Origin of the sequence: Ensifer sp. ENS11 (genome assembly GCF_014851895.1) — a bacterium.
GTDB lineage: Bacteria > Pseudomonadota > Alphaproteobacteria > Rhizobiales > Rhizobiaceae > Ensifer > Ensifer canadensis.
Genome location: NZ_JACVAN010000002.1, coordinates 432204 through 458473 on the forward strand (window position 1 = coordinate 432204; position 26270 = coordinate 458473).

Consider the following 26270-nt stretch of genomic DNA (forward strand, 5'->3'; position numbering starts at 1 on the left):
ACGCTGTCGGCTACCGCGGCCGGCGGCACTCGAAGGTGACAACCTCGTCGCCATGCTTCGGCGCGCTGCCGAAGTCGTAATTGCCGGAAACGACGAGATCGACGAAGCCGGCAGCACGCAGGGTCAGCGCCATTTCCTCCACGCCCCACCAGCGCATCGTCAAGAATTCGAGCTCGCTCGACGCCAGCTTGCCTTCGCACCAGAGTTCGTAGCGCAGATGCGACACGGTCGTCTGGGCGATCAGGTCGGCCTTGACCCGTTGGCTGGTCAGCGTCAGCAGGTCGCCCGCCTCGGTCTGCCAATTGCGGATGCTCGGCTGGGTGTCGGCGAAAAGATCATGCGGATACAGGTCGAAGATCAGGCGACCGCCCGGCCGAAGATGGTCTAGGAAACGTTTGACGGTCGCAATCGCCGTGGCATGGTCGGCGATCAGCTGCAGCGATCCGGCGGGAATGACGATCGCCTCGAAGCGCTCCTCATGGGCAAAGGCCTCGAAAGTCTGCTGCGATAGCGCCGGTGTCAGCGAGCGTTCCTTGCAATGCGCCCGGCAATAGCCGAGCATTTCTGGCGACGCGTCGAAGCCTCTGACGTCAAGGCCGGCTTCAAGCAGCGGAATCAGCGCGCGACCGTTGCCGACAGCCGGTTCCAGTATCGGGCCGGAACACTCGTTCAAACGCTCGAGATAATACTCGACGTCGCCGAAGGACTTTCCAATATATTTGTCTAAATTATAAACATGAGAGGCAAGCTTGCCGTAAGAATTGTTCAACATGCATTCGTCCAAACTGCTGAAGAAAGTGAAACGCCTATCCTATACAGCAGCATGCTCCGATGCGGTGTCGTTCAATTGTCACGCCGATCGCTTTTGTGATGCGACGAGCTTCGCGCATGGCACCATCGGCTGCGGCAAGCCGACGACAGTTCTGACTTGACAGCCGCCCCGGAAATCCGGGACGGACCCGCACGCTCAGCCAGGCATGCGGCAGACGGCACCGACGAGTTTTAGCACGAAGGGGCGGACTGTCAGCACGCAAAGGAAAGCGACCGGCATCGCCAGCGCATAGGTGCTGAGCACACGGCCGGGGTAGCCGGCATCGATACCGGTGTTTACGCCGACGATGACGCAGCACATCAGAAACGCCATGATCGCCGACATGAAGAAGGCAAAGGTAATCGGCACCGCCCGCGGTGGCAGCTTGCGGCTGCGCGCGATCCGCGGCGGTGGCATCGTATCTTCCATGGTGAGGATCTCCATAGCTTGCCCGCAGGGACCATCCCAGCGGCATGGCCGGCACTATACGGATGACGTCGCGCGGAGGTAGGCCATTGCAGCCTTGCTCAGAGTTAGGCAAAACCATCGAATGGGAATACACAGTCGATGGATGTCATTATGGATACGTTGCGCGGCATCGAGAGTTTCGTTCGAAGCGTGGAGGAAGGCAGTATCGCCGCGGCGGCGCGCAAACTCGGCATCACGCCGGCCTCGGCAAGCCAGAATATCGCCCGACTGGAGCGGGCGCTCGGCGCCAGACTGCTTAGCCGCACGACCCGGCAATTGGGCCTCACGGAAAGCGGCCGGGTCTATTTCGACCGGGTGCGCAGCGTTGTCCATGATCTCGAACTCGCAGCCGTTGCAGTCGCATCGCTGAGCCAGGAGCCGCGGGGATCGCTGAAGATCGCGTCCTCGGTCGCCTTCGGCCGTCATGTGGTGGCGCCTCTCGTGCCATCCTTTGCCGCACGCCATCCGGAGGTCTCGATCGAACTCGTCGTCACAGATCGGGAGATCGACCACATCGGCGAGGGCATCGATATCAGCGTGCGCTTCGGCCTGCAGCTGGAGCCTGGGCTGATTGCGCGCAAGCTTGCCTCGGTGCCGATGGTCATCTGTGCCTCCCCGTCCTACATCGAGCGGCGCGGCCGGCCCGAGCACCCGGAAGACCTGATCCATCATCATTGCCTCGTCTACCGCTATGCCGGGCACGGGCGAATCTTTCGCTGGGGTTTCGTGCGGGATGGACTGCGTTTTGAGCCGGAACTGAAGGCAACGATCGTTAGCAACGATATCGACACACTTGCCGAAATGGCGATCGCCGGCGCCGGCATCACGCGGCTCGGTGCCTTCATCGCAACGGACCTGATTGCGCGCGGCCTGCTTGTGCCGCTGTTCGGCGGCGCACCGCGCGAAGGCATTGCCAACACCGACCACGAGCCCTTCGACTTCTATGCCTGCTTCGTCGATCGCCAGGCGGAAACGCCGAAGGTTCGCGCCTTCATTGAGCATGCGGCGCAGTCCCTCAAAGGTCGGTGGTAGCCGTCACGATCGCGCAACATCCCGCCGTCAGGCGAGCTCTACCTGGGCGACATTCTGCGCGGCTTCCTTTGCAAGCTTTGCCTCGCGGCGAAGCTTGAGCTTGTAACCGACTTCGACGATCGCATGGATCGCCGGGACGAATTCCTGACCGAGATCGCTCAGCCTGTATTCGACCGAAGGTGGCGATGTCGGCATGATCCGCCGTTCGATCGCACCCTTTTCCTCCATATCCTTCAGGCGCGTGCTCAGCACCTTCGCCGAAATGCCGGGAATATCGATCTTGAGTTCGCTGAAGCGGCGTGGACCGCCGCTCAGATACCAGATGATGTTGGGCGCCCAGGCGCCGCCAAGCATGACCATGCACTCCCCGACCGGGCAGGTCGGCGGCAATGCCGCAGCTCTATTCTTTCGAATTTTCAAGCTCATGGGCAAAATTCTCCAGTTACCGTGGGGAAACCGCAAACGTCGGTAACATAAAGTAATCTCATATACAAAAGTTATCGCTTCGGTTTAGGTTCCGCCGTCTTCGACAGAGACCATCATTGCAAAAGGAACATGGCCATGAAGCTTTATTACGCCCCCGGCGCCTGCTCGCTCTCGCCCCATATCAGCCTGCGCGAAGCGGGCGTCGAGTTCGAGATCGTCAAGGTCGATACCGCGACGCACCTCACCGAAAGCGGCGCCGATTTCAAGGCGGTCAACCCCAAGGGCTATGTGCCGGCACTGGTGCTCGAAACCGGCGACGTCGTCACCGAAGGTGCGGCCGTCGTGCAGTACATTGCCGATCGCTTTCCGAAGGCCGGGCTTGCCCCTGCCAACGGCACGCTGGAACGCACCCGCCTGCAGGAGCAGCTGAACTTCATCGCCTCCGAACTGCACAAGGCGTTCTCGCCGCTGTTCAGCAAGACGGCAAGCGTCGATGCCAAGGAGACGGCCGCGGCGCAGGTTTCCAAACGGCTCGGCAACGTCGAAACCCTGCTTTCCGATGGCCGCGCCCATCTGCTCGGCGAAGCCTTCTCCGTTGCCGACGCCTATCTCTTCACCGTCGTCAATTGGACCAGCGTCACCGGAATTTCGCTTAGCCCGTGGCCGCACCTGACGGCCTACATGCAGCGTGTTCGCGAGCGCCCGGCAGTGCAGGCAGCCATGAAGGCCGAAGGGCTGATCGCGGCATGAGCGGCACCCACAACGATCCGCACTTTGCGGCCGTCATCGATGTGCTCGGGCGCTACTTCGACGGGCTCTACCACAGCGACACGGCGATCCTGCGCGAGGTTTTTCACCCGAAAGCCCACTACGCCACCGCGACTGGGGGAGAACTGCTCGAACTCGACATGAACAGGTATTTCCCGATCGTCGACAAACGTCCCTCGCCGGCAAGCCGTGGCGAGGTGCGCGCAGACAGGATCGTCTCGATCGAATTTGCCGGCCCGGTGACGGCCTTCGCCAAGGTACAATGCGCAATCGGCGAGAAGGCGTTCACCGACTTCCTGTCGCTGATCTTCGTTGACGGACGCTGGCAGATCATCGCCAAGGTCTTTCACTACGACATCCGACAACCAGGCTAAGGAGCCAGCAATGCCCTATGTAAACATCAAGATCACCCGCGAAGGCGCGACCAGCGAACAGAAGGCGGCGCTCATCAAGGGCGTCACCGACCTGCTCGTCACGGTGCTCGACAAGAACCCGGCCACCACCTTCGTCGTCATCGACGAGGTGGCATTCGAAGACTGGGGCGTCGGTGGCCTGCCGGTGGAGGAATATCGAAAGCAACTGAAAGCAAAGAGCTAGTCGTTCCTCACTGCCTTGGGTCTGCCCAGCGAACGATCGAACGCTTGCCCGGTCGCGTTCCACTGCCTTCTCCCCACCGATGGGGAGAAGGAACCATCGACCGGCGAAGTCCTTTCCGCTTGATCGTCGCAGCCGGGCTCTCTATCTCATTGTCTCCCGCCGCATAAATCCCGGAGACACGCCTTGTCCGTTTTCAAGAACCTGCCCGAAGCTCCCGTCGCCGCGAAAAAGCCGGTGACCGATACGCGCCACGGCATCACCCGCACCGACGACTACGCTTGGCTGCGGGACGACAACTGGCAGGCAATGTTCAAGGATCCCTCGATCCTCAACCCTGACATCCGCAAGCATCTGGAGGCCGAAAACGCCTACATGAACGCGGCGATGGACGACACCAAGGCGCTGCAGAAGACGCTGTTTGCCGAGATGCGCGGCCGCATCAAGGAAGACGACAGTTCGATACCGGTGAAAGATGGCCCCTTTGCCTATGGCAGCCTCTACGTAACCGGCGGCGAGCAGCCGCGTTACTTCCGCATCCCGCGCGACGCCGACAATAAGGACGAGACCATCCGGCAGGTGCTGCTTGACGGCGACAAGGAAGCCGAAGGCAAGTCCTATTTCCGCCTTGCGGGCCTCGACCACTCGACCGACCACAGCCGCGGCCTTTGGGGGTACGACGACAAGGGATCGGAATATTTCACGCTGAAGGTGCGCGACCTTTCGACCGGCGAGGATCTTGCCGACGTGATCGAGAACACCGGCGGCGGCGGCGCCTGGGCGCCTGATGGCAAGAGCTTCTTCTACACCGTGCTTGACGACAACCACCGTCCGTCGAAGATCTTCCACCACGTGCTCGGTACGCCCCAGGCGGACGATCGGCTGGTCTATGAAGAAAAGGACCCAGGTTTCTTCATGTCGGTCGGCGGATCGCTCCTCGACGACTTCATCTACATCGACATCAACGACCACGAGACCAGCGAGTATCGCCTGCTTTCGACCAAGGATCTCACGGCCGAGCCGAAGCTGGTCGCCGGTCGCGTCATCGGTCTCGAATATGCCATGACCGAAGGCGGCGACGTCTTCTACATCCTCACCAATGCCGACGGCGCCAAGGATTTCAAGATCATGGAAGCGCCGGTGGAAGCACCGGGCAAGGAGAACTGGCGCGAGGTCGTGGCCCATAGGCCGGGTACGCTGATCCTCAGCCACATGGCCTATGCCCGCCACCTCGTCTGGCTGCAGCGCCGCGACGGTCTGCCGGAAATCGTCATCCGCGACCGCAAGACCGGCGAAGAGCACGCGATCGCCTTTGCCGAGGAAGCCTATTCGCTTGGGCTCTCCGGCGCTGCCGAATACGACACCGACGTCATCCGCTTTTCCTATTCGTCGATGACGACGCCGTCGCAGCTCTTCGACTATGACATGGCGACGCGTAAGCGCACGCTGCTCAAGACACAGGAAGTACCATCAGGGCACAATCCCGACGACTATGTCACCCGCCGCGTCTTCGCGCCGTCCTGGGATGGAACGAAGGTGCCGGTGACGTTGCTTTATCGTAAGGATACGCCGCTCGACGGTTCGGCACCGTGCCTGCTCTATGGCTACGGCGCTTATGGCATCACCATTCCTGCCGGCTTCAATACCAACTGCCTGTCGCTCGCCGACCGTGGCTTCGTCTATGCCATCGCCCATATCCGCGGCGGCAAGGACCGGGGCTTCTCCTGGTATGAGGACGGCAAGATGGCCAAGAAGACCAACACCTTCAAGGACTTCATCGCCGCCGCTGACTATCTGAATCAGGAGAAGTTCACGTCCTACGCGAACATCGTCGCCGAAGGCGGATCGGCCGGCGGCATGCTGATGGGCGCCATCGCCAACATGGCTCCGGAAAAATTCACCGGCATCATCGCCGCGGTGCCCTTCGTCGACGTGCTCAACACCATGCTCGACGACACCCTGCCGCTGACCCCGCCGGAATGGCCGGAATGGGGCAATCCGATCGACAGCCCTGAGTTCTACGACATCATCGCCGGCTATTCGCCCTACGACAATGTCGGGGCAAAACCCTACCCTGCAATCCTTGCGCTCGGCGGCTTGACCGACCCGCGCGTGACCTATTGGGAACCGGCGAAATGGGTCGCCCGCCTGCGCGAAAAGACCACGGGCGTTGAGCCGATCCTGATGAAGACCAACATGGACGCCGGCCACGGCGGCGCCTCCGGCCGCTTCCAGCGACTTGAAGAGATCGCCTTCGAGTATGCCTTCGCCATCAAGGTCGCCGGCAGAATGTAAAACCTACAGCGCCGTGCGTCGTTTCAGACGCACAAAAGTCGCTGTCGCACTTTGAATGGTTGCATGTTTTAGCCTTAGGTCGGATACGATCTAAGGAAACATGCAAGAGGAGACGCACCATGCCCGTTCACGTCGCCCTCCTTCGTGCCATCAATGTCGGCGGGGCCGGCATGCTGGCGATGGCCGACCTCAGAGCGATCTGCGAGGGGCTCGGCTTTAACGACGTGAAGACCTATATCCAGAGCGGCAACGTGCTGTTCCGCTCCGATTTGCCGGCGCCGGAGGCGGCGGCAAAACTCGATGCTGCGCTTGGCGAGAAGCTCGGCAAGGCGCCCGGCGTGATGATCCAGAACGCCAGGCAGCTGCAGACGGTTGCCGAGAACGCCCCCTTCCCCGACGCCAAGACCAATCTGCTGCATGTGGTCTTCCTGCCGAATGCGGCGCCGGCGGACGCGCTCGACAGGCTTGTCGCGCCCGACGGTGAGGAAGTGCAGGTCGCCGGGCACGAAATCTATGTGCACTATCCTGGTGGATCCGGGCGATCGAAGCTGAAGCTGCCGGCGTTGAAGCCGGGCACCGCGCGCAACCTCAATACGGTGCGCAAGCTCGCCGAAATGGCGCAGACCATGGAAGACGACAAAGACTGATGCTCACGGGGCTGCCGGCTGGAACAGCAGCCGGACAAAGGTGCGGAAGACCAGCAGCTGGGCGGGCAGGTTCTTAGGCTCCTTCAGCGCCTTCGACAGGATGATGCCACCCTCGATCACCGTTGAGACCATGTCGGCAAGCTGGTCGACATCCAGCGGCTCACGTGGCCGGTAGACCTGCATGATATCGCGGAACATCGCTCCGAAACGGCGGCGCCACATCAGCGCCGCTTGCCGATTGATCTCCTGTATGTCGCGGTCGAAGGCACGCTCGTGGCTACAGATCACCGCAACCAGGCAGCCGGGGTGACCGTTCGGAAGATCGGAGAGCAGTTCCGACAACAGCTTGAGGCCAAGCAGAAACGCCTGGAGCGGATCGTCCGCAAGCTCGCGCGCCCGGCTGAAGATCTCGTCATAGATCCGCTCGTCGTTTTCAACGTAGCGTTCGAGCAGCGCCTTCGCCAGCTCGTTCTTGTCGCGAAAATGGTAGAAGAAACCGCTCTTGGTGATACCGGTCTCGGCGATCAACTCATCGATCGAGGTCCCGCCAAATCCCTTCGCCAGCACCGAGACTTCGGCGGCGTCGAGAATCTTGGCGCGCGTTTCCTCACCCTTTCGCATTAGCCGTTTCCCTACCTTCGGTACAGTTTCCACCAATGACATGGCGACCAGCGAGCAATGCCGCGGCAAATCGCAACCAGCAAGCCTATGATTTCACTGAGATATTTACGTATATTAGCAATAGTATACCTTAAGTCGCCTAGTTTAGAAGACGATAAAAAGGCAGAAATTTAACCATCCTTGCGGGAATGGGAGCGCTCCGCCGGGATCCAACGCTAGCAAAAAACGGGTGGAGACCGACATGGCCAAATACCGACGCAGCCTGCCGCTCATGAAAGGTGCAACCTTTCTCAGCGACGGCGGCATGGAAACGACGCTGATCTTTCACGAAGGCGTCGAGCTCCCGCACTTTGCCTCCTTCGTCCTGCTGTCGACGTCCGAAGGACGACGGCGGCTGCTAAACTACTACACGCGCTATCTCGACATCGCACAACACCACGGCACTGGCTTCGTGCTCGACTCTGCGACCTGGCGTGCGAGCGCCGACTGGGGCGCCAAGCTTGGCTATGATGCCAGGGCGCTCGCCGAACTGAACCAGGATGCCGTCTATTTGCTGACGGAACTGCGCGCCGAGTACGAGCGGCCGCGGGCCCCGATCGTGCTCAGCGGTGCGATCGGCCCGCGTGGCGACGGCTACAGGGCTGGTCGCATGAGCCCTGACGAGGCCGAGGATTATCATGCCGCACAGGTCGCTGCCTTCGCCGTCAGCGACGCCGACATGATTTGCGCCTATACGATCACCAATATCGACGAGGCAATCGGCATCGCCCGCTCGGCGCAGAGCCACGGCATGCCCTGCGCCATCTCGTTTACGGTGGAGACAGACGGGCGGCTGCCGAACGGCCGCGCGCTCAAGGATGCGATCGAGACCGTCGATGCGGCGACCGGCCGGTTTCCGCAATACTACATGATCAATTGCGCCCATCCCGACCACTTCGACGCGAGTCTCGATGCCGGTAGCGCCTGGGTCCACAGGATCGGCGGCATCCGCGCCAATGCCTCGACGAAAAGCCACAGCGAGCTCGACGAAAGCGAGACGCTCGATCCCGGCGATCCGACGGCGCTCGGCCAGCAGTATCGGATGCTGACCGATCGTTTGCCGCGACTGCGCGTTCTCGGTGGCTGCTGCGGCACCGACCACCGCCATATCGCGGCGATTTGCGAGGCCTGCCTATCGCCGACGGCGCTTAGCGCCTGAAACGAAGACGGTACTCGCCCTCCCGGCCCTCCCGCGAACGACCTCTCGCGGGAGGGCGCCGCCTCGTCTGTCAACCCTCGCGAAACGGGGACAGCTCGTGTAGACTTGGCGCGAAAGGGCGGTGGCCGGAAGTCCCGGCAGAAACCGCTGACCGCAGAACCATGAACTACGCGCCTCCTTCGCCGACCGCCGAAACCGACGTCTTTCGCTTCGACAACAGTTTTGCGCGGTTGCCGCAGCAGTTCTTCGCCCGTGTCGACCCGACACCGGTTGCCGAACCCTGGCTGATCAAGCTCAACCGGCCGCTTGCCGAAGAACTCGGCCTCGACGTCGACAGTCTCGGGCGCGACGGCGGGCAGATCTTTTCCGGCAACAGCGTGCCTGCCGGTGCCGCGCCGCTCGCCATGGCCTATGCCGGCCACCAGTTCGGCACCTTCGTGCCGCAGCTCGGCGATGGCCGCGCGATCCTTCTTGGCGAGGTCATCGATCGGAACGGGCAGAGGCGTGACATCCAGCTGAAGGGACCGGGACAGACCCCGTTCTCGCGACGCGGCGACGGGCGGGCAGCGCTTGGCCCGGTGCTGCGTGAATACATCGTCAGCGAAGCCATGTTCGCGCTCGGCATCCCGACGACGCGAGCGCTTGCCGCCGTGGTAACCGGCCAACCTGTTTATCGCGAGCAGATCCTGCCGGGTGCCGTCTTTACCCGTGTTGCGGCAAGTCACATCCGCGTCGGCACCTTCCAGTTTTTTGCGGCGCGCGGCGACATGGCTTCGGTCCAGGCCCTGGCCGACTATGCGATCGACCGCCACTACCCGGAGGTACGGGATGACGAGCGCCCCTATCTCGCCTTCTTCAAGGCGGTGGTCGCGCGGCAGGCGGTATTGATTGCCCGCTGGCTGCATGTCGGCTTCATCCATGGCGTCATGAACACCGACAACATGACGATCTCGGGTGAGACCATCGACTTCGGCCCCTGCGCCTTCATGGATGCCTACGATCCGAAGAAGGTGTTCTCCTCGATCGATCAGTTCGGACGCTACGCCTATGCGAGCCAGCCGGCGATCGGCCAATGGAACCTGACGAGGCTTGCCGAGACGCTGGTGCCGCTCTTTGATCCGGTGGCGGCGACCGCGGTCGATCTCGCGAACGATGCGCTCGGCGAATATGGCGCGATCTTCCAGCGGCATTGGCTCGACGGCATGCGCCGCAAGATCGGGCTTGTCGGCGAGGAGGAAGGCGACCTTGATCTCGTCCAGGCGCTGCTGACGGCGATGCATCACGGTGAAGCCGACTTCATCCTCACCTTCCGCCGGCTTTGCGACTGTGCGGCCGATCCAGCGGCGGACGCTGCCCTGATATCCCTGTTCACCGACCCTGCCAGGATTGCCTCATGGCTTGCCGATTGGCGACAGCGCCTGGAGCGAGAGCCCGGCGCAGCAGGCGAGCGCACCGTGGCAATGAGGGCGGTCAACCCGGCCTATATTCCGCGCAACCACCGTATCGAACAGGCGATTGCAGCAGCGACGGAAGATGCCGACTTCTCGCTGTTCGAAGCGCTCGTCGACGTGACGTCCAAGCCCTACGAAGACCAGCCGCGTTTTACCGCCTATGCCGATCCGCCGCAGCCGGAAGAGGAAGTGCGGCAAACCTTCTGCGGCACGTGAGGTAAATCGACGGCAGCATAGTGCGCGCGCCCGGTAGTCGTGGCCTATGGCTTTCGGCCATAGGCCGACAGGAATATCCGCACGCTTTCCCTTGCGTGGGCGCGAAGAGCACCGGCATCGGGAATCGCCCGATCGCCGAGCAGCATGGCATCGTTGACGGGCTCGCCCATCACCAGCCAGTTGAAGAAGGACGCAGCGGCGCGCAGGTCCTGCGCCTCGACATCGCCGGCCTCGCGGTAATGAGCAAGGGCCTTTCTGAGCCTGTCGATCGAACGACGCGGCCCCTTCGCATGCAGTCTTTTGCCCAATTCCGGAAAGCGTTCCGCCTCGCCAATCACCAGGCGCCGCAGTTGCATCAGCCGCGGCGTCATGACGATCGCCAGCTGCTGCTCGGCGAAATCGAGCAGAAAATCCTCGATCGGGCGCCCATCTATGGGATCGGCGACCTGCTCCTCCAGCTCATCACCGGCCACGCCCGTCATGCCGGTGACAATATCGAGGAAGAGCGCCTCCTTGGTTCCGAAGTGGGCATAAACGGTCTGTTTCGACACGACGGCCATCGCCGCCACCTCGTCCATGTTGGTCGCGAGGAACCCGCGCTGCAGAAACAGCTCAGTGGCGGCAGTCAGGATGGACTGGCGCTTTCTCGTCATTCGCGTCTCGACGGGATTCGTCATTCTCAACCACGACCTCTCAGATGAGCACGCGATAGCACAAGTTCCTGACTACAGCGCCGCGCGTCTTATTAGGCGCGCAAAGGTCGCAGTAGCACGACCGCATTGACAAATCAAACTGGACGGTACAGTTTGATTTCTTATGAAGGCGGAGACGGCGGGTGAGCAAGAGCGAAAACCGGACCTTGAATGCGCAATGCAACTGCGGGCGGGTGCAGATGCACGCCGTCGGCAGGCCGATCGTGGCGACCGCCTGCTATTGCGCGAGCTGCCGGAAGGCAGGCGCACTGCTCGAGGCAATACCCGGCGCCGCACCAGTACTCAACAGCGATGGGTCCACGGACTTCGTGCTCTTCCGCAAGGATCGGATAGACTGCGTGCGTGGGGCCGATCAGCTTCGCGAGCACCGGCTGACGCCGACGTCGAAGACCCGCCGTGTCGTCGCCACCTGCTGCAATGCGCCGATGTTTCTCGAGTTTACCAGCGGCCATTGGCTGACGCTCTACCGGCATCGTCTCGACAAGGACGCCCGCCCACCCCTGCAGATGCGGGTAATGACGCGGGACCGCCGGGCAGATGTCAGCGTCAAGAACGACCTGCCGAGCTACGCCGGTCATTCCGGAAAATCCATGCTGAAGCTGATCGGCGCCTGGGCGGCAATGGCTTTCCGGTCCCCGAAGATCGACTATGTCAAGGGAGAGCTTGATGGCCATGGAACGTGAAAAGGTCGAGATCCAGAACATCGTTTCCCCAGGACACGTCACACGTGTCGACAAGGTGAAGTACGATGCAATGAAGGATGCGCTTCTCACCGCCCTATCGCGTGAGCAGTCCGCCCTCACGATCGCGGAAGCCAAGCAGAAGCTGCTGCCATTGCTGCCGGACGATCTTTTTCCAGGCGGCGCGAAGGCCGGTTGGTGGCTGAAGGCCGTCCAGCTCGATCTCGAGGCCAAGGGCGTGCTGCGTCGGGAAAACACCAAACCGCTGCGCCTTCGGCTCGCTTAGTCAGCCGAGACCGCGCGGTGAGCGCGCGACAGTGATCGTCTGCCGCGTGACGACGGCTGCCCCCTCACATCAAAGCAGCAAAGCGTCACTCGATCCCTCGGCGCGCAACTTCATTGCGGGCACCCTAATTTTTTGCGCTGCGAAATTATGGCTATTGAAAGGCAGGACCGGCGCGTTAGGTGCTAGGGGGCGGGCAGTCGCGTGACTTGCCCAAGCCCGATCTGACGGCCGCGGCCTCCTTCGCGACCGCCGACCCCGAAACCGATTTTTTCCCGCGCGGCCGCTCATTCGCGCCGCCTCAATGAAAAAGCCGTGCCACGGCGCCGTTCTTCAATTCGGGAGTTCCCACCATGCTCATTCTGGCGGCCATCGTCTTCGCCCTCATTGGCCTTGCGCTCGGCGGCGGCGGAGCCAAGCTCCTGATGCTTGGCGGCAGTCCCTATTATCTCATCGCCGGCATCGGCTTCCTGCTGACGGCCATCCTTCTCTTCATGCGCAAGGCCGCCGCCATCTGGCTTTATACGCTCGTCATCCTTGGCTCGCTCACCTGGGCCGTCTGGGAAGTCGGTTTCGACTGGTGGCAACTGGGCCCTCGTGGCGGCATCATCGTGCTGCTCGGCCTGTGGCTGATGCTACCGGCGGTCCGGCGTCCGCTCGGATTTGAGAGCCCGACAGGAGAACGGTATGCCGCCAGTGCCTGGCCGCTGGCGCTTGCCGTGCTCGTGTCGATCGGCATTGCCGGCTACTCGATGACCCAGGATCCGCACGACATCCGCGGCGATCTGCCGAGCGACGTGGTCGCCGCCAATCCGCCTCTCGGCGGCAACGTACCATCAGGAGAATGGCATCAATACGGGCGCACGCCATTCGGTCAGCGTTATGCGCCGCTCGATCAGATCACGCCCGAAAATGTCGCCAATCTCAAGGTCGCCTGGCAATATCAGACGGGCGACATCAAACGCCCCGAAGACGTGGGCGAGACCACCTATCAGGTGACGCCGATCAAGGTGAAGGACACGCTCTTTGCCTGCACGCCGCACAACTGGGCGATCGCGCTTGACGCGGCGACCGGCGAAGAGAAGTGGAAATATGACAGCAACTCCGGCATGAACCCTGACCGGCAGCACCAGACCTGCCGCGGCGTCACCTATTGGGCCGACCCGGCGGCAACCGCCGGCAGCGTCTGCGCCGAGCGGGTCTATCTGCCGACATCCGATGCCCGCCTGATCGCGCTCGATGCGGCAACCGGCGCCGTCTGCACCGGCTTTGCCGACAACGGTGTGCTGCACCTCGAAAAGGGCATGAAATACAATCCGGCCGGTTATTACTACTCGACCTCGCCGCCGGTTGCGGTTGCCGGAAAGCTGATCATTGGCGGCGCCGTCAACGACAACTATTCCACCCAGGAGCAATCCGGCGTCATCCGCGCCTTCGACATCAACACCGGCGCGCTCATTTGGAACTGGGACAGCGGCAATCCCGATGTAGCGACGCCGCTTGCCGAGGGCCAGACCTACAGCACCAACTCGCCCAACAGCTGGTCGGTATTCAGCTACGACGAGGGCCTTGGCCTCGTCTATATTCCCATGGGCAACCAGGTGCCGGACCAGCTCGGCATGGGGCGCAGCGAGCACGTGGAGAAATATTCCTCCTCCATCGTCGCGCTCGATATCAACTCCGGTGCTGTGCGTTGGGTGCAACAGACGGTGCACCACGACCTCTGGGACATGGACGTGCCCGCACAACCGGCACTGCTCGACGTCACCAAGGAGGATGGCACGGTCGTGCCGGCACTCGTCGGTCCGACGAAGCAGGGCGACATCTATGTGCTCGATCGACGGAGCGGCGAGCCGATCATCCCGATTGCGGAAGTCGCGGCACCCAAGGGCGCAATCCCGGAAGATTTTACCGCACCGACCCAGCCGGTCTCCGGCCTGACCTTCATGCCCGCCCCGCTGCAAGAGCGGAACATGTGGGGCGTGACGATGTTCGATCAGCTCGCCTGCCGCATATCGTTCCGCTCGTTGAAATACGAGGGTCGCTATACGCCGCCGTCGCTTGAGGGAACGCTCGTCTATCCCGGCAACTTCGGCACGTTCAACTGGGGCTCGGTCGCGGTCGACCCGGAGCGACAGGTGATGTTCGGCATGCCGACCTACCTCGCCTTCACCTCTCGTCTCGTTCCGCGCGATCAGATCCCGCCGAAGGGCCAGGACGAAAAGGGATCCGAGCAAGGCCTCAACCGCAACGACGGCGCGCCCTATGGCGTCTTCATGGGCCCGTTCCTCGGCCCGCTAAAAATCCCCTGCCAGGCGCCGCCATGGGGCTATGTTGCCGGTGCCGACCTCAGGACCGGCAAGATCGCCTACAAACACAAGAACGGCACCGTCGAGGACATGACGCCTTTGCCGCTGCCCTTCAAAGTCGGCGTTCCCGGCATCGGCGGACCGATGATCACCAAGGGCGGCGTCGCCTTCCTTGGGGCGGCAGTCGACGATTATCTGCGCGCCTATGACGTGACGACCGGCGAACAGCTCTGGGAGGCGCGCCTTCCGGCCGGCGGCCAGTCGACGCCGATGAGCTACACGGTCGGCGACAAGCAATATGTGGTGATCGTCGCCGGCGGCCACGGCTCGGTCGGCACAAAGCCCGGAGACTACGTCATCGCCTATACCCTACCCTAAAACGCGAAAAGGCATCCCTAATTCTCGCTAATGGGTTGCATCGGCAAGCCCCGCGCAAGCCACCAGAAGCAGCCTCCCCCGGACAGCAGATTCCGGGGGCTTCCCATGAAGATCGATAGCAGCATCTCCAACTATTATTTCTCGCAGCGCCGTGCCCAATCGGGAACGGTCATGCCGCTCGAAGAAACTGGCGGCGGTGACACGCGCCCGCGGCTCTCGCCGACCATTGCGCCGGCATCCACGTCGGCCTCGCTATCGAACGCCTTCTGGATCAGCGCATCCCGGGAAGAAGAGGCCAAGCCTTCGATCGGAAGCGGCGAACAGACCGCCTCCGGCGATTCAGTCAGCGACGAATTCCTGAAACGCGCCAAGATGAGCCTGGCGGAACAGATCCGTGCACAGATCCTGGAAGCGCATGGCATCACCGAAGACGAGCTGAAGGCGATGGATCCGGAGCAGCGCGAAGCGATCGAGGAGGAAATCCGCAAGGCGGTCGAACGCGCGATGGGCATCGACCAGCAGCGCGACGATACCGCATCCGATATCGCCGACGGAAGCGCCGCATGAATCGCCTGCAAGCTTCAACGCGACGACATTTCTGGGGCTTCATGCCCGGAATGCTGTAGATCGCCTTGACTATAACAATGCTGGACGTCGCAGCGGCCAGGTTATCAGATTGAAGACAGCTGAAGACGCCATGACCAGTGCTCACCTGACGATCGGCGGTTAGACCATCTCCGCCGCCATCCGGCCGACATCGGCAAAGACGGTGTTCAGCTCAGCCAGCGGCGCCGTCGCCTCAGCGATGTAGACCGCGATCAGGAGCGGTCCCCTACCCTCGGGCCAAACGATGGCGATGTCAGACGCGGCGCCGTTGCCGTTGGTTCCCGTCTTGTCGCCGACCTTCCAGGCCTTCGGCAGGCCGGCGCGGATGCGCAGGTCGCCAGTGGTATTGGCGACCATCCACTCGATCAACAGCTTGCGCGACGCTTCCGCCAGCACGGGGCCGAAAGCAAGATTGCCGAGCGTCTCCAGCATTGCGGCAGGCGTGGTCGTGTCGCGTGGGTCACCCACTTTCGCCTCGTTGAGTGCGGGCTCGTTCCGGTCGAGGCGCGTGGTCTCATCGCCGATCGTGCGCAACCAGGCGGTCAGCGCCGGCGGACCGCCGAAATTTTCCAGCAAAAGGTTTGCCGCCGCGTTGTCGCTTGTCGTCAACGTCGCGGCACAGAGTTCGGCGATCGTCATGCCCTCGCCGCCGACATGCTTCTCGGTTACCGGCGAATGGGCGACGATATCCTTCTGCGCAACGACGATACGGCGATCAAGCTTTTCGGCGCCCTGATCCGCACGGGCGAGCGCGAATCCCGCCGCCAGCGTCTTGAAGCTCGAGCACATGGCGAAACGCTCGCTCTCGCGGCGGCCGAACGACACGTTGGTTTCCATATCGAGAACGGAAACGCCAAGCCGTCCGCCCGTGCGCTTTTCGAGTTCGGCAAGGCGTGTATCGACATCGCCGCCGGTGGCGGCTTTTGCGGCCGGGCCGAGGGCGATTGCCGGATAGATCAGCGCGGAGCCGACGAGCAATTGGCGGCGATTGATGAGCAGCGGCACGTGTTCCTCCGTCGTGCGCCACGCATATATGCCGACGCTCTAACTAACTGTTGCAAAACATGCATTCGGATCGACGCTGGGCCGAATCGAGTGCCGTGCAGATCGCTAGGCGGTGATTGTGGCGTCCTTGTGCCACCTTTTTTCGAATGAGAGGATGACGGCCCGAATGTCTCGATTCGACGGTTGCGGCTCAACAGAGCGGACTGGTATGAAGTCGCAACAAAACAGGGATACTGATCCGTGCGCCTGATCCGTTAGCGACGCTCACCGGCAAGAAAGAACCACCGACGCCAAGGCCGCCTCGCGGCACCGTTTGGCGTGGGCATTTTTTTAAGGCCGATGAGAGCGCCAACCATTGAGCCATCGTTCTCCGGCCGTTTGCAGGATCATATCCATGACAACGACCAGTTCATCCCTGCCTGAAACCGGTAGCCTGCGCGCCGGTCCGTTCGAGCTCGGCTATCGCATCGAGGGCAGCGGCATGCCGCTGCTCGTCATTGGCAGCGCCGCCTACTATCCCAGTACCTTCTCGAAGCAACTGCGCCAGCGGACAAAGCTCCATTTCATCGATCACCGCGGCTTCGCGCCGGCGCATGCGTCCTACACGCGCGATGATATCGGCTTCGACGTGGTCCTCGACGATATCGAGTGGATGCGCCGGCATCTCGGTCTCGATCGCTTCGCCGTCCTCGGGCACTCCGGCCACGGCTACATGGCGCTCGAATACGCCAAACGCCATCCCCAGAATATCAGCCACGTGATCATGGTCGGCACCGGACCGAGCCATTCCGCCGCGCATACGGCGCTTGCCGATCGCCGGTGGGAGGAGCTGGTCGCGCCGGAGCGCAAGGCGATCTTCGAGCGCGAGATGGCCGAACTTGGCACCGATATCGCCGCCCGACCGGAGGAGCGGTTCAAGTCGCTGCTCATCCGTCTTGGCGCCAAGAGCTGGCATCTACCCGCCTTCGACGCGGCACCGCTATGGCGTGATGTCACCGTCAACAATCCCGTCTTCGACCATCTCTGGGGCGAAGTGTTTCGCGACATCGATATTCGGGACGGGCTCGACCGGCTTGCGATGCCGGTGCTCTTGGCACTCGGGCAATGCGATTATCTCGTTGCGCCGGCCGAGACCTGGGACGCCTATCGCCGGGACTTTCCGGATCTGACGGTCCGCATGTTCGAAAAAAGCGGCCACACACCGCAGCTTGAGGAAAGCGATCTCTTCGACGAGACGCTGCTTGCCCTTCTCGCACGCTAACCGGCATCGCCAAGGGAAAGGCCCGATCGGGCCTTTCCTCCCAGCCCCACATTGACCGTCGCCGGAAAGCGATTATCTAATGCTCCAGAAGCTATAGGTTTGGAGCATGGACATGTATTCGATCGGCGATCTCTCCCGCCGCACGGGCGTAAAAATTCCGACAATCCGCTACTACGAGCAGATGGGGTTGATTGCGGCCCCGGAACGCTCCGAAGGCAACCAGCGGCGCTACGAGAAACGCGAACTCGAACGTCTCGCCTTCGTCCGCCATGCACGCGATCTGGGGCTTTCGATCGAATCGATCCGCGATCTGCTGGCCTTGAGCCAGCATCCGGAGCGCCCCTGCGGCGAAGCAGACCGTATCGCCAGGGAACACCTGATCACCGTGCGGGAGAAAATCGCCCAGTTGCAGAAACTGGAACGCGAGCTCGAGCGCATCGTCGCCTGCAACGGCGACCACACGATCGGCGATTGCTACGTCATCCGTGCGCTTGCAGACCATTCCATGTGCGACAGCGACCATTGAGCGCCGGCGCGAGGCTGCAGACTTGGGCCGACTTCGAACGGAGTCGCGACCCGTCTCCAACTCAGTGCAAAAATCCCCGTTGACAAAAGCGCGGAAACGGACAATCTACGCACATGATCAAGAACGCACCCATCTGCCGCGCGTATTTTTGGCTGTTCCCATAGGAGCGGCCTGCTGATCAATTTCAACAAGGCCGCCATCAGGCGGCTTTTGTTTTTCACGGCACCTGATGGCTAGAGAACCATGAGGAGCCGACAATGCTACAGACCGCCATCCCCTCTCTCCATCCTCTGCCATCGACGCGGCCGCCGATGGTGACGATCCGTTGCGCCAAACAGCGCGACCTTCCCGAACTGCGCGAAATGATCGCGGAACTCGCCGCCCATCACGGCGACGCAGCCCCGATCACGCCGGAGCAGCTCGAGCGCGACCTCTTCGGTCGCACGCCCTGGATCACCGCGCTTGTCGCGGAGGCCGGCAACCGACTGATCGGCTACGCCATCCTCGTGCCGATCTACCGGGCTGCGGAAGGCGCGCGCGGCATGGAGCTGCATCATCTCTTCGTGCGCTCCGACAATCGCGGCACCGGCATCGGCCGCCACCTCGTCGCCAAGGCGCGCGAACAGGCGAAGATGGCCGGCTGCGATTACCTGTCGGTCAGCGCCGCCACGGGTAATTTCAAGGCCCATCACTTCTACGAATCCGAGCGCTTCGTACCTCGCCCGGTAACGGGCATGCGCTATATGCAGAAACTTGGCTGAGGATGAGGCGATGCGGCTTGCAATCGTGCTTCATGAAGGGTTTGCGGATTGGGAATGCGCGTTGTTGATGGCGACGGCGCGCGCTCACCTCGGCGTCGATATCGACGTCGCCACCCTGGACGGCGCGGCAGTCACGTCGATGGGCGGGCTCGACGTCTCCGCGCATCTGTCGATCGACGCGCTCGACCCCGCGGGCTTCGATGGCCTGGTGATCTGCGGCGGCGCGATCTGGGGAACCGCCGACGCCCCCGACCTCTCCACCACGATCCGCTCCTTCCATCGGCAGGAACGGCTGGTCGCCGCCATCTGCGGCGGCGTCGATGCGCTGGCGTCGAGCGGAATTCTCGACGCCACGGATCACACCGGAAACAGCGCGGACAGCCTTGCGTCACTCCGCGGCTATCACGGACACGGCTCCTATCGCGATCAGCCGCAGGCTCTCAGCCACAACCGTGTGGTCACGGCTGCCGGCACGGCGCCGGTCACCTTTGCGGTCGAGATCTTTCGCGCGCTCGGTCTCGGCTCGCCCGAACTCGACGGCTATGCAGCGCTTTATGGCCGGGAACATGCGGCAGCAACGACAGCCGCATGAGCAAGTTAAAGCGCATCACGATCTCTACAGCGCCGCGCGTCTTATTAGACGCGCAAAGGTCGCTGTAGCACTTTGAATGGCTGCATGTTTTAATCCTTAAATCGAATAGGATTTAAGGAAACATGCAGTAGGATTCGCTTGCCGCGCTTCAAAATCTTTGTCTTTTGCGCCTGTCGGCATCGCAAAACCGCTGAACACTTTTGCGCGACATGCTTCGGCGATCACAACCAGGTCGATATCTGCTCAAGCGGCTTCTTCACCTTGCCGGCCACCGGCACGGTCGCGTCGGGCGCGGGGTAACCGACCACCAGGATCAGAAACGGCTTTTCGCTGTCCGGCCGTCCGCAGATTTCGTTGAGAAAATTCATCGGCGCCGGCGTATGGGTCAGTGTCGCGAGCCCGGCATGGTGCAGCGCCGCGATCAGAATGCCGGTGGCAATGCCGACGCTTTCGTTGATGTAGTAGTTCTTCTTCGTGTCGCCCGGATTGGGGCCACCACGCTTCTGCGAGAAGATGGCAATCAGGTAGGGCGCCGTCTCCAGAAACGGCTTGTCCTCATCGGTGCCAAGCGGCGCCAGCGCGTCGAGCCACTCCTGCGGGGCCTTCTGCTGATAGAAGACGCGCTCCTCCTCTTCGGCGGCTTCACGCACCTTCGCCTTGATGCCAGGGCTTTCGATGACCGCGAAATGCCAGGGCTGGTGGTTCGCGCCGCTCGGGGCGGTGCCGGCTGCCAGCAGACAGGTCTCGATCACCGCGCTCGGCACCGGCCTTTCGCTGAAGGAGCGCGTGGTGCGGCGGCGGTTGATGTCCTCGTAGAATTCAGCCGCACGCGCTGCCATCTCCTCGGGGCTGCGCTCGATCCATTGGTCGTAGGGCACGGTTTCATGAGCACGCATGGCAAGTCTTCTCCTACAGCGGCGCGCGTCTTATCAGACGCGCCAAGGTCGCTTCAGCACTTTGAATGGCTGCATGTTTTATCCTTAAATCGAATAGGATTTAAGGAAACATGCAGTAGTTCCAGGAGACGTTAGAGCGTGCCGACCACCCGGAATCAAGCGGCCCGGACTACGCTTCAGAGTGCGGGAACGGCCTTGAGATAGGCGGCAATCGCCTCGCGGTCGGCAGCGGTCAACTTCGCCATATTCTTCTGGACTTCGACCATGGAGCCACCAACGGAATCGAATTCCGGCGTGAAACCGGTTTCGAGATAGGAGGCGATGTCGGAGGCGCTCCAGCCGCCGATGCTCTTCGAGCCCGGCGTGATGTCGGGGATGCGTCCCTTACCTTCCGGGTTCGGCGCGCCAGCCAGCCACTGGGCCGGCTCGAAGCCACCAAGCGCGTTTCGTGGCGTATGGCACTCGCCACAATGACCCGGCCCTTCGACCAGATATTGGCCGCGCGTCAGCTTCGGATCGGCGGCATCGATGGTCACGCGTGGGGTGTCGGTGAGGAACAGCAGCTTCCAGCCGCCGAGCGCCAACCGCATATTATAGGGGAACGGCAGCTCGTGGTCCGGCGCAACGTCGCTCGCCTTCGGCAGCGTCTTGATGTAGCCCCAGAGGTCGTTGACATCCTTCGGCGTCATCCTGATGTAGGAGGCGTAGGGGAAGGACGGATAGAGATGTTCGCCGTTTCGACCGACGCCCCGCGTCATGGCGTTGCCGAATTCCGCAAGCGTCCATCCGCCGATACCGGCCGCTTCGTCAGGCGAGATATTCGGCGCGTGGAAGGTGCCAAATGGGCTTTTTAGCGGCGGCCCGCCGGCAAGAACCAGCCGGGCGTCACCCTCGCTGCCGCGCTTTGCATGGCAGCTGACGCAGCCGCCGGCCCAGAAAATCTGCTCGCCATTGGTCAGATCTGGCTCTCCGAGACCCTCCCAATGAGCCGCCGCCCAGGGCGCGGGCTTGGTCAGCCACCAAAAGGCCGCACCGCCGACAAGGCCCAGAATCACGAGACCCGAGACCAGCTTTCTAATCCGTCGGCCCATCAGGCTTCCTTTCAACTGCATCCCCAACCCGCTACAGCGCCGCGCGTCTTATCAGACGCGCCAAGGCCGCTGTAGCACTTTGAATTGCTGCATGTTTTTATCCTTGAATCGGATACGTTTTAAGGAAACATGCAGTAGGTTCGCTCACACTCAAAACTGCGTGACAAGCCACAACCTTACTGCGGCAACAGCGCGATGATGCGCCGAAACAGTCGGCGCATCGTCTGAGAATTTCGGGGAGAACGACCTACCGTCAGTCCTTCTTCAGGCGATAGGTCTCATGACAGCTGCCGCAATCCTTGCCGAGCATGCCGAGTGCCGCACCGACGCCAGCCTGATCGGCCGGAAGCTGGGCGAGCACGGCGTCGGTGTCAGAACCAAGCTTGGCCGCCTTGGCTTTGAAATCGTCCATGTTCTCCCAGATCTTCGGGCTTGCTTCCGTCTCCAAACCGGTTTCGGAACCGGCCGGGAAATGGTCCGGGAAGACCTTGACCGTCTCGGAGATGGTCGTCAGCGACGCCTTGACGATCTCAGCGTCATAAGGCTTTTCGCCCTTGGCGATACCACCGAGCGCACCAGCAGCCTGACCAACCTTCTTCATCAGGGCCTGACGAACCGCCTGCGGTTCGTCAGCCGCGGTCACGGCGGTAACGCCAAGCCCAGCGAGGGCGGCCGCAAGCATTAGAGCGCGTATCTTCATCGTGATCTCCCGGTCATTCGAATCCGCATCTGCGGCCTTCGTGTTGAATGCGCCGGCATGATGTCATTTTAGCCTTTCGACGGAAGTAACATTTTTTTGATGTCCTTGTCACAACAGCATAATTTGACGCGGCCGCGCGATTCTTGATCGTCTCGACCGCGTCGTTCCAATAACATGACTACGGCAGTCATGTTTGTACGTGACGGCTCTACCGTCCGCCGGCCCAGCCCTGCCAGACGGTGAAAGCTGCGACCAGCACCAGAACAACGCCGGCGATACGGCCGATCAGAACCGTCGCACCGGGGCTGCCGACGAGAAAGTCGCGGCCGCGACCGGCGGCGAGCGCCAAGCCGCCATAGACGGCAAGCTGGGTGGTGGCGATCATCAACGCCATGACCGCCGCCTGCGACCATACCGGCCCGAATTGGGGTTTGAGAAACTGCGGATAGACCGCCAGCATGAAGAGATAGGCCTTCGGGTTCATCAGGCTGGTGAGTGCGCCCTGACGAAAGCTCGCCCAGCGCGACAGCCGCGCGGCGCCGTCGATACCGCCGATGGTGATGGAACTGCGGATGAGGGAATAGCCGATCCAGGCGATATAGGCGGCACCGCCGATGAGCAGCACGTTGAACAGTTGCGGCACCAGATGAAGGATGACGCTGACCCCGAGCGCCGCGTAGAGGGTGTGAAGGACACCGCCCGCCATGATACCGGCCGTCGCCGACAGGCCGGAGGCTCGCCCCCCGGTCAGCGAATTCGCCAGCACGAAGATCATATCCATGCCCGGCACGATGATGATGCCGAAGAGAAGGGTGAAGAAAAGCCAGAGATTTTCCGTATAGCTCATGTCAGTTGTCCGAGGTCCGTTCGATCGTTGCCTGAGCGGATTGCTTATTTTTCAATCCGTTGCCCAATGTTATAAGCGTCGCCAACTGACAGGGTCTTGTCAGGAGCGTTTTGGAACAGCGGAGTTTTTTCGATGCGCAAGGCCTCGCGCCTGTTCGAGATTATCCAGATCCTGCGGCTGGCCCGAAAGCCGGTGACCGCCGCTGAAATGGCCGAGACGCTGGAGGTGACGCCGCGCTCGATCTATCGCGATATCGCCGCCCTACAGGCCATGCGCGTGCCGATCGAAGGTGGTCGCGGCATCGGTTATATCCTGCGCCCCGGCTTCGACCTGCCGCCGCTGATGTTCTCGATCGAGGAAACCGAGGCGATCGTACTGGCGCTGGCGCTGCTGGCGCGCACCGGAGACGAGGAGCTGAGGGCGGCAGCCGGCCGCGTCAATCAGAAGATCACAGGTGCTGTGCCAGAACCGCTGCGGCTTGCGCTTCGCTCACAGGCGCTGCATGCCTGGGGAACGGTGGCACCCTCACCTACCGGCGTCGATCTGGCACTGGTGCGTCGCGCGATCCGCGACGAACGCAAGCTCGGCATCGACTATCGCGACGAACTCGGCCGCGCCACCGAGCGGACGATCCGGCCGGTCGCGTTGATCTACTATTCCGAAACCGCCAATATCGTCGCCTGGTGCGAGCTGCGTCAGGCGATCCGCAACTTCCGCGCCGATCGGGTCGAACATTGCGAAGCGACCGACGACTTCTTTCCAGGCGAAGGCGAAGGCCTGCGGGACCTCTGGATCAGCGGCTGGCGGCCACAACCAGGCGGGGCATGATCGTCTCCAACTGCAGGGTTCGATCCGTTTCGCGGCCGTAGCCGCGGATTGCCATTCTGTCCGCATGGATCTCGACGATCGCATAGGCTGTCGTATCCGGCGTCTCGACCATGCCCTTGATATTGACGAAATGAGTGCCGTCGGCGAGGCCGTAATTGCCGTCGTGGTTGTGACCGCAGAAATAGGCGCCGACGTTTTTGAAACGACCGAAGAGATCGACGATGCGCTGGCTGTCCCACATGTTGTGGGCGTTCGGCGGATAGACCGGGTAGTGGCCCATGACGACCACCTGCTCGCCGGCAGCCTCCGCCTTGCGCAGCGTCTCCTCCAGCCAGGCGAACTGCACGTCGCCGAGCGCGGCATTCCAGGGATGGGCGTTATCGGCCCCTTGCGATTTCAGCGTCTCGATCCACGTCTCGGCTGCGGTTCGCCGCGGGTCGCCGGGTGGCGGGGCGAAAAGGCTGACCTCGTTGCCGTCGATCAACACGAACCGCCAGTCGGCCATCGCAAATGTCTGATAGGGCGAGGGCATGCCGACCCGGCCGAAAACCTGCCCGAGCTTCTCCGGATCGACGCCGAAATCATGATTGCCGAGCAGAAAATGCTTGGGATGACGAAGCTTGTCGTAGAGCGGCAGGATCGCATCGAAGCTCTGCCAGCCTCGATCGATGATATCACCGAGCGTCACCACGAAGGCGAGGTCTTCGGCGTTGAAGGTCTCGATCGCTTCGGCGAGCTTCGTCAGGCTGTTGGCATAATAGCGGCCGAGGACGAGGTTCGGTTCCACAGCGGCATATTGCGGGTCGGCGATGACGCCGAAGCGGAGGAGAGGTGATGTGTCTGCGTGCATGGTGCTTCTCCCTACAGCGCTGCGCGTCCTATTAGATGCGCAAAGGTTGCTGTAGCACTTTGAATTGCTGCATGTTTTTATCCTTAAATCGAAGACGATTTAAGGAAACATGCAGTAGCGCCGGGCGATGACACGTTGGTGACGGCCGAGCATCCCGCCTCCACCGGTCACCCCCAAACGAAAAGACCCGGCGCAAGCGCCGGGTCCTGAAGTCGAGGCTTGGGAAGGCTTACTTGGAAGCCGCTTCGTACATTTCGAGTACGTAATCCCAGTTGATCAGGCTGTCGACGAACGCTTCGAGGTACTTCGGGCGCGCGTTGCGATAGTCGATGTAATAGGAATGTTCCCAGACGTCGACGCCGAGGATCGGCGAAGCGCCGTGAACGAGCGGGTTCTCGCCGTTCGGGGTCTTGGAGATTTCGAGCTTGCCGTTCTTGACCGAAAGCCATGCCCAGCCCGAACCAAACTGGCCGGTGCCAGCCGCGATGAAATCGGCACGGAACTTGTCGTAGCCGCCGAGATCCGACTTGATGGCTGCGTCGAGCTTGCCCGGCAGGCTGGTGCCGCCGCCGCCCTTCTTCATCCACTTCCAGAAGTGGATGTGGTTGTAGTGCTGGCCGGCATTGTTGAACAGCGGCTGGTTGGTGCCATAGGACTTCTTGACGACTTCCTCGAGCGAGAGGTCGGAGAGACCGGCTTCCTCGGCAAGCTTGTTGCCGTTGGTCACGTAAGCGAGGTGGTGCTTGTCGTGGTGGTACTCGAGCGTCTCGCGCGACATGTAGGGCGCCAGCGCATCGTAGTCATAGGGAAGGTTCGGCAATTCGAAAGCCATGTGGGCATCTCCTCTTGGCATGGGATTTCGTCAAAGAAATCTGTGAGCGGGAACATAGGCACCGGCCTTGACGGAGGCAACCGATGCGATGCCAATTTTTCCTCAACCCACGGAATATACTTTCAACATCATTTTGAAAGCGCCCGCGGCCCGAGCACATTCGCGCCACGTTTCGCGGGCAGCGTGCACCCATTGCAACCAGTTGAGAATAAGGACTGAACATGCTGCATCGCCCGATCCTGACCCTTGCCCTTGTGGCAGCAACCGGATTTGCCGCGACCGGCGCCCATGCGTCCTCAGGCGATGCCTGGGAAGAATTCCGGGCCGACGTTTCGGAGAAGTGCATTGCGGCCGCCCCTTCGCTCGACAAGCCGGTCGTCGTCGTCGATCCGTTCGGCTCGGAAAGCTTCGGGCTGGCGCTGGTCTCGGGCAAGCCCAAGGGCGCCGAAAATGCCGTCACCCAGATCTGCGTCTACGACAAGCAGAAGAAGACGGTGGAAATCGGCGGTGAACTGGCAGCCGACACCGTCACGGTCGTGGCACCGGCCGCAGACAAGTAGGCTGTCGCCGGCGATCTGTGATCGC

At 61.9% G+C, this 26270-nt stretch carries 30 protein-coding genes and 1 pseudogene; 18 read left to right on the plus strand and 13 right to left on the minus strand.

The window, feature by feature from the left end; translation table 11 throughout:
* Nucleotides 1-10: 10 nt before the first annotated feature.
* Nucleotides 11-772 carry a bifunctional 2-polyprenyl-6-hydroxyphenol methylase/3-demethylubiquinol 3-O-methyltransferase UbiG gene (locus tag IB264_RS06170; RefSeq protein WP_225906455.1) on the minus strand — a complete coding sequence of 254 codons (762 nt, stop codon included), beginning with the start codon at nucleotides 770-772 and terminating at the stop codon, nucleotides 11-13.
* 195 nt (nucleotides 773-967) lie between these two features.
* Entirely contained in the window at nucleotides 968-1240 is a 273-nt protein-coding gene (locus tag IB264_RS06175) for a DUF2798 domain-containing protein (protein WP_025426304.1), read from the minus strand.
* A gap of 138 nt (nucleotides 1241-1378) precedes the next feature.
* Between IB264_RS06175 and IB264_RS06180 the strand changes: the two genes are divergently transcribed.
* Nucleotides 1379-2311, plus strand: coding sequence for a LysR family transcriptional regulator (locus IB264_RS06180; protein WP_107026877.1), 933 nt, complete (start codon nucleotides 1379-1381; stop codon nucleotides 2309-2311).
* A gap of 27 nt (nucleotides 2312-2338) precedes the next feature.
* Here the strand turns inward: IB264_RS06180 and IB264_RS06185 are convergent, their stop codons facing one another.
* Nucleotides 2339-2737, minus strand: coding sequence for a helix-turn-helix domain-containing protein (locus IB264_RS06185; protein WP_025426302.1), 399 nt, complete (start codon nucleotides 2735-2737; stop codon nucleotides 2339-2341).
* Between the two features lie 135 nt (nucleotides 2738-2872).
* Here IB264_RS06185 and gstA point away from each other — a divergent pair, with 135 nt between their 5' ends.
* The 5 genes from gstA to IB264_RS06210 all read left to right on the plus strand — a co-directional run bounded on the left by gstA (nucleotide 2873) and on the right by IB264_RS06210 (nucleotide 7041).
* Nucleotides 2873-3487, plus strand: a complete 615-nt coding sequence (gene gstA, locus IB264_RS06190) for a glutathione transferase GstA (RefSeq protein WP_025426301.1) — start codon at nucleotides 2873-2875, stop codon at nucleotides 3485-3487.
* On the plus strand, nucleotides 3484-3879 hold the full coding sequence (locus tag IB264_RS06195) for a nuclear transport factor 2 family protein (protein ID WP_025426300.1): 396 nt from the start codon (nucleotides 3484-3486) through the stop codon (nucleotides 3877-3879). Before gstA ends, IB264_RS06195 begins: the two co-directional genes overlap by 4 nt.
* A 10-nt stretch (nucleotides 3880-3889) precedes the next feature.
* A complete protein-coding gene (locus IB264_RS06200; RefSeq protein WP_025426299.1) occupies nucleotides 3890-4102 on the plus strand; it encodes a 4-oxalocrotonate tautomerase family protein in 213 nt (70 codons plus the stop codon).
* A gap of 183 nt (nucleotides 4103-4285) precedes the next feature.
* Nucleotides 4286-6394 (plus strand): S9 family peptidase, encoded by a 2109-nt coding sequence (locus IB264_RS06205; RefSeq protein ID WP_025426298.1) that lies wholly within the window; start codon nucleotides 4286-4288, stop codon nucleotides 6392-6394.
* 119 nt (nucleotides 6395-6513) lie between these two features.
* Nucleotides 6514-7041: a DUF1697 domain-containing protein gene (locus tag IB264_RS06210; protein WP_025426297.1), complete on the plus strand. Its 528-nt coding sequence runs from the start codon at nucleotides 6514-6516 to the stop codon at nucleotides 7039-7041.
* Nucleotides 7042-7157: 116 nt separating this feature from the next.
* Here IB264_RS06210 and IB264_RS35550 read toward each other — a convergent pair whose 3' ends face one another.
* On the minus strand, nucleotides 7158-7229 hold the full coding sequence (locus tag IB264_RS35550; protein ID WP_354006113.1) for a hypothetical protein: 72 nt from the start codon (nucleotides 7227-7229) through the stop codon (nucleotides 7158-7160).
* Nucleotides 7230-7503: 274 nt separating this feature from the next.
* A pseudogene (locus IB264_RS35555) lies at nucleotides 7504-7704 on the minus strand (TetR/AcrR family transcriptional regulator); the annotation flags it as partial.
* Nucleotides 7705-7903: 199 nt separating this feature from the next.
* On the opposite strand from IB264_RS35555, the gene IB264_RS06220 reads away from it, so the two are divergent.
* Together IB264_RS06220 and IB264_RS06225 are read left to right on the plus strand one after the other, a co-directional pair.
* Nucleotides 7904-8860 (plus strand): homocysteine S-methyltransferase family protein, encoded by a 957-nt coding sequence (locus IB264_RS06220; protein WP_025426295.1) that lies wholly within the window; start codon nucleotides 7904-7906, stop codon nucleotides 8858-8860.
* A gap of 161 nt (nucleotides 8861-9021) precedes the next feature.
* The gene (locus IB264_RS06225) at nucleotides 9022-10527 is read left to right on the plus strand and encodes a YdiU family protein (protein ID WP_025426294.1); all 1506 of its coding nucleotides are present in this window, start codon (nucleotides 9022-9024) and stop codon (nucleotides 10525-10527) included.
* 44 nt (nucleotides 10528-10571) lie between these two features.
* Here the strand turns inward: IB264_RS06225 and IB264_RS06230 are convergent, their stop codons facing one another.
* A complete protein-coding gene (locus IB264_RS06230) occupies nucleotides 10572-11180 on the minus strand; it encodes a TetR/AcrR family transcriptional regulator (protein ID WP_225906244.1) in 609 nt (202 codons plus the stop codon).
* A gap of 182 nt (nucleotides 11181-11362) precedes the next feature.
* On the opposite strand from IB264_RS06230, the gene IB264_RS06235 reads away from it, so the two are divergent.
* From IB264_RS06235 to IB264_RS06250, 4 genes are all read left to right on the plus strand, one after another.
* Entirely contained in the window at nucleotides 11363-11923 is a 561-nt protein-coding gene (locus tag IB264_RS06235) for a GFA family protein (protein ID WP_025426292.1), read from the plus strand.
* Complete coding sequence (locus tag IB264_RS06240; protein WP_025426291.1) at nucleotides 11907-12206, plus strand: DUF6958 family protein; 300 nt, start codon at nucleotides 11907-11909, stop codon at nucleotides 12204-12206. Before IB264_RS06235 ends, IB264_RS06240 begins: the two co-directional genes overlap by 17 nt.
* 350 nt (nucleotides 12207-12556) lie before the next feature.
* Nucleotides 12557-14890 (plus strand): glucose/quinate/shikimate family membrane-bound PQQ-dependent dehydrogenase, encoded by a 2334-nt coding sequence (locus tag IB264_RS06245; RefSeq protein ID WP_025426290.1) that lies wholly within the window; start codon nucleotides 12557-12559, stop codon nucleotides 14888-14890.
* A 105-nt stretch (nucleotides 14891-14995) separates the two neighbouring features.
* Nucleotides 14996-15457, plus strand: a complete 462-nt coding sequence (locus IB264_RS06250) for a hypothetical protein (RefSeq protein ID WP_025426289.1) — start codon at nucleotides 14996-14998, stop codon at nucleotides 15455-15457.
* Nucleotides 15458-15616: 159 nt separating this feature from the next.
* On the opposite strand, the gene bla is transcribed toward IB264_RS06250, so the two are convergent.
* Nucleotides 15617-16501 (minus strand): class A beta-lactamase, encoded by an 885-nt coding sequence (gene bla / locus IB264_RS06255; RefSeq protein ID WP_025426288.1) that lies wholly within the window; start codon nucleotides 16499-16501, stop codon nucleotides 15617-15619.
* Between the two features lie 394 nt (nucleotides 16502-16895).
* Between bla and IB264_RS06260 the strand changes: the two genes are divergently transcribed.
* The 4 genes from IB264_RS06260 (at nucleotide 16896) to IB264_RS06275 (ending at nucleotide 19641) form a co-directional block, all read left to right on the plus strand.
* The gene (locus IB264_RS06260) at nucleotides 16896-17762 is read left to right on the plus strand and encodes an alpha/beta fold hydrolase (RefSeq protein ID WP_025426287.1); all 867 of its coding nucleotides are present in this window, start codon (nucleotides 16896-16898) and stop codon (nucleotides 17760-17762) included.
* A 112-nt stretch (nucleotides 17763-17874) separates the two neighbouring features.
* Nucleotides 17875-18288, plus strand: a complete 414-nt coding sequence (locus tag IB264_RS06265) for a helix-turn-helix domain-containing protein (protein ID WP_025426286.1) — start codon at nucleotides 17875-17877, stop codon at nucleotides 18286-18288.
* A 257-nt stretch (nucleotides 18289-18545) separates the two neighbouring features.
* Nucleotides 18546-19049 carry a GNAT family N-acetyltransferase gene (locus IB264_RS06270; RefSeq protein ID WP_025426285.1) on the plus strand — a complete coding sequence of 168 codons (504 nt, stop codon included), beginning with the start codon at nucleotides 18546-18548 and terminating at the stop codon, nucleotides 19047-19049.
* A gap of 10 nt (nucleotides 19050-19059) precedes the next feature.
* Complete coding sequence (locus tag IB264_RS06275) at nucleotides 19060-19641, plus strand: DJ-1/PfpI family protein (RefSeq protein ID WP_025426284.1); 582 nt, start codon at nucleotides 19060-19062, stop codon at nucleotides 19639-19641.
* Nucleotides 19642-19862: 221 nt separating this feature from the next.
* Here IB264_RS06275 and IB264_RS06280 read toward each other — a convergent pair whose 3' ends face one another.
* The 4 genes from IB264_RS06280 to IB264_RS06295 form a co-directional block, all read right to left on the minus strand.
* Complete coding sequence (locus IB264_RS06280) at nucleotides 19863-20537, minus strand: nitroreductase family protein (RefSeq protein WP_025426283.1); 675 nt, start codon at nucleotides 20535-20537, stop codon at nucleotides 19863-19865.
* Between the two features lie 176 nt (nucleotides 20538-20713).
* Entirely contained in the window at nucleotides 20714-21628 is a 915-nt protein-coding gene (locus IB264_RS06285) for a cytochrome c (protein ID WP_025426282.1), read from the minus strand.
* A 253-nt stretch (nucleotides 21629-21881) separates the two neighbouring features.
* A complete protein-coding gene (locus IB264_RS06290; protein WP_025426281.1) occupies nucleotides 21882-22328 on the minus strand; it encodes a cytochrome c in 447 nt (148 codons plus the stop codon).
* 208 nt (nucleotides 22329-22536) lie between these two features.
* Nucleotides 22537-23175 carry a LysE family translocator gene (locus IB264_RS06295; RefSeq protein ID WP_025426280.1) on the minus strand — a complete coding sequence of 213 codons (639 nt, stop codon included), beginning with the start codon at nucleotides 23173-23175 and terminating at the stop codon, nucleotides 22537-22539.
* 132 nt (nucleotides 23176-23307) lie between these two features.
* Here IB264_RS06295 and IB264_RS06300 point away from each other — a divergent pair, with 132 nt between their 5' ends.
* Nucleotides 23308-24003 (plus strand): YafY family protein, encoded by a 696-nt coding sequence (locus tag IB264_RS06300; RefSeq protein ID WP_025426279.1) that lies wholly within the window; start codon nucleotides 23308-23310, stop codon nucleotides 24001-24003.
* On the opposite strand, the gene IB264_RS06305 is transcribed toward IB264_RS06300, so the two are convergent.
* Both IB264_RS06305 and IB264_RS06310 read right to left on the minus strand, forming a co-directional pair.
* The gene (locus IB264_RS06305) at nucleotides 23969-24853 is read right to left on the minus strand and encodes a metallophosphoesterase (RefSeq protein WP_025426278.1); all 885 of its coding nucleotides are present in this window, start codon (nucleotides 24851-24853) and stop codon (nucleotides 23969-23971) included. The two genes, IB264_RS06300 and IB264_RS06305, sit on opposite strands and share 35 nt — an antisense overlap.
* Nucleotides 24854-25082: 229 nt before the next feature.
* Nucleotides 25083-25685 carry a superoxide dismutase gene (locus IB264_RS06310; protein WP_025426277.1) on the minus strand — a complete coding sequence of 201 codons (603 nt, stop codon included), beginning with the start codon at nucleotides 25683-25685 and terminating at the stop codon, nucleotides 25083-25085.
* A gap of 224 nt (nucleotides 25686-25909) precedes the next feature.
* On the opposite strand from IB264_RS06310, the gene IB264_RS06315 reads away from it, so the two are divergent.
* Nucleotides 25910-26245: a hypothetical protein gene (locus tag IB264_RS06315; protein WP_025426276.1), complete on the plus strand. Its 336-nt coding sequence runs from the start codon at nucleotides 25910-25912 to the stop codon at nucleotides 26243-26245.
* Nucleotides 26246-26270 lie beyond the last annotated feature (25 nt).

Coding starts and splice junctions, on each gene's coding strand:
- gstA (WP_025426301.1), top strand. CDS start 2,873: ATGAAGCTTTATTACGCCCCCGGCGCCTGCTCGCTCTCGCCCCATATC.
- IB264_RS06270 (WP_025426285.1), top strand. CDS start 18,546: ATGCTACAGACCGCCATCCCCTCTCTCCATCCTCTGCCATCGACGCGG.
- IB264_RS06175 (WP_025426304.1), bottom strand. CDS start 1,240: ATGGAAGATACGATGCCACCGCCGCGGATCGCGCGCAGCCGCAAGCTG.
- IB264_RS06210 (WP_025426297.1), top strand. CDS start 6,514: ATGCCCGTTCACGTCGCCCTCCTTCGTGCCATCAATGTCGGCGGGGCC.
- IB264_RS06265 (WP_025426286.1), top strand. CDS start 17,875: ATGTATTCGATCGGCGATCTCTCCCGCCGCACGGGCGTAAAAATTCCG.
- IB264_RS06285 (WP_025426282.1), bottom strand. CDS start 21,628: ATGGGCCGACGGATTAGAAAGCTGGTCTCGGGTCTCGTGATTCTGGGC.
- IB264_RS06290 (WP_025426281.1), bottom strand. CDS start 22,328: ATGAAGATACGCGCTCTAATGCTTGCGGCCGCCCTCGCTGGGCTTGGC.
- IB264_RS06305 (WP_025426278.1), bottom strand. CDS start 24,853: ATGCACGCAGACACATCACCTCTCCTCCGCTTCGGCGTCATCGCCGAC.
- IB264_RS06295 (WP_025426280.1), bottom strand. CDS start 23,175: ATGAGCTATACGGAAAATCTCTGGCTTTTCTTCACCCTTCTCTTCGGC.
- IB264_RS06300 (WP_025426279.1), top strand. CDS start 23,308: ATGCGCAAGGCCTCGCGCCTGTTCGAGATTATCCAGATCCTGCGGCTG.
- IB264_RS06260 (WP_025426287.1), top strand. CDS start 16,896: ATGACAACGACCAGTTCATCCCTGCCTGAAACCGGTAGCCTGCGCGCC.
- IB264_RS06200 (WP_025426299.1), top strand. CDS start 3,890: ATGCCCTATGTAAACATCAAGATCACCCGCGAAGGCGCGACCAGCGAA.
- IB264_RS06225 (WP_025426294.1), top strand. CDS start 9,022: ATGAACTACGCGCCTCCTTCGCCGACCGCCGAAACCGACGTCTTTCGC.
- IB264_RS06180 (WP_107026877.1), top strand. CDS start 1,379: ATGGATGTCATTATGGATACGTTGCGCGGCATCGAGAGTTTCGTTCGA.
- IB264_RS06170 (WP_225906455.1), bottom strand. CDS start 772: ATGTTGAACAATTCTTACGGCAAGCTTGCCTCTCATGTTTATAATTTA.
- IB264_RS06185 (WP_025426302.1), bottom strand. CDS start 2,737: ATGAGCTTGAAAATTCGAAAGAATAGAGCTGCGGCATTGCCGCCGACC.
- IB264_RS06245 (WP_025426290.1), top strand. CDS start 12,557: ATGCTCATTCTGGCGGCCATCGTCTTCGCCCTCATTGGCCTTGCGCTC.
- IB264_RS06240 (WP_025426291.1), top strand. CDS start 11,907: ATGGCCATGGAACGTGAAAAGGTCGAGATCCAGAACATCGTTTCCCCA.
- IB264_RS06275 (WP_025426284.1), top strand. CDS start 19,060: ATGCGGCTTGCAATCGTGCTTCATGAAGGGTTTGCGGATTGGGAATGC.
- IB264_RS06250 (WP_025426289.1), top strand. CDS start 14,996: ATGAAGATCGATAGCAGCATCTCCAACTATTATTTCTCGCAGCGCCGT.
- IB264_RS06195 (WP_025426300.1), top strand. CDS start 3,484: ATGAGCGGCACCCACAACGATCCGCACTTTGCGGCCGTCATCGATGTG.
- IB264_RS06280 (WP_025426283.1), bottom strand. CDS start 20,537: ATGCGTGCTCATGAAACCGTGCCCTACGACCAATGGATCGAGCGCAGC.
- IB264_RS06220 (WP_025426295.1), top strand. CDS start 7,904: ATGGCCAAATACCGACGCAGCCTGCCGCTCATGAAAGGTGCAACCTTT.
- IB264_RS06230 (WP_225906244.1), bottom strand. CDS start 11,180: ATGACGAGAAAGCGCCAGTCCATCCTGACTGCCGCCACTGAGCTGTTT.
- IB264_RS06310 (WP_025426277.1), bottom strand. CDS start 25,685: ATGGCTTTCGAATTGCCGAACCTTCCCTATGACTACGATGCGCTGGCG.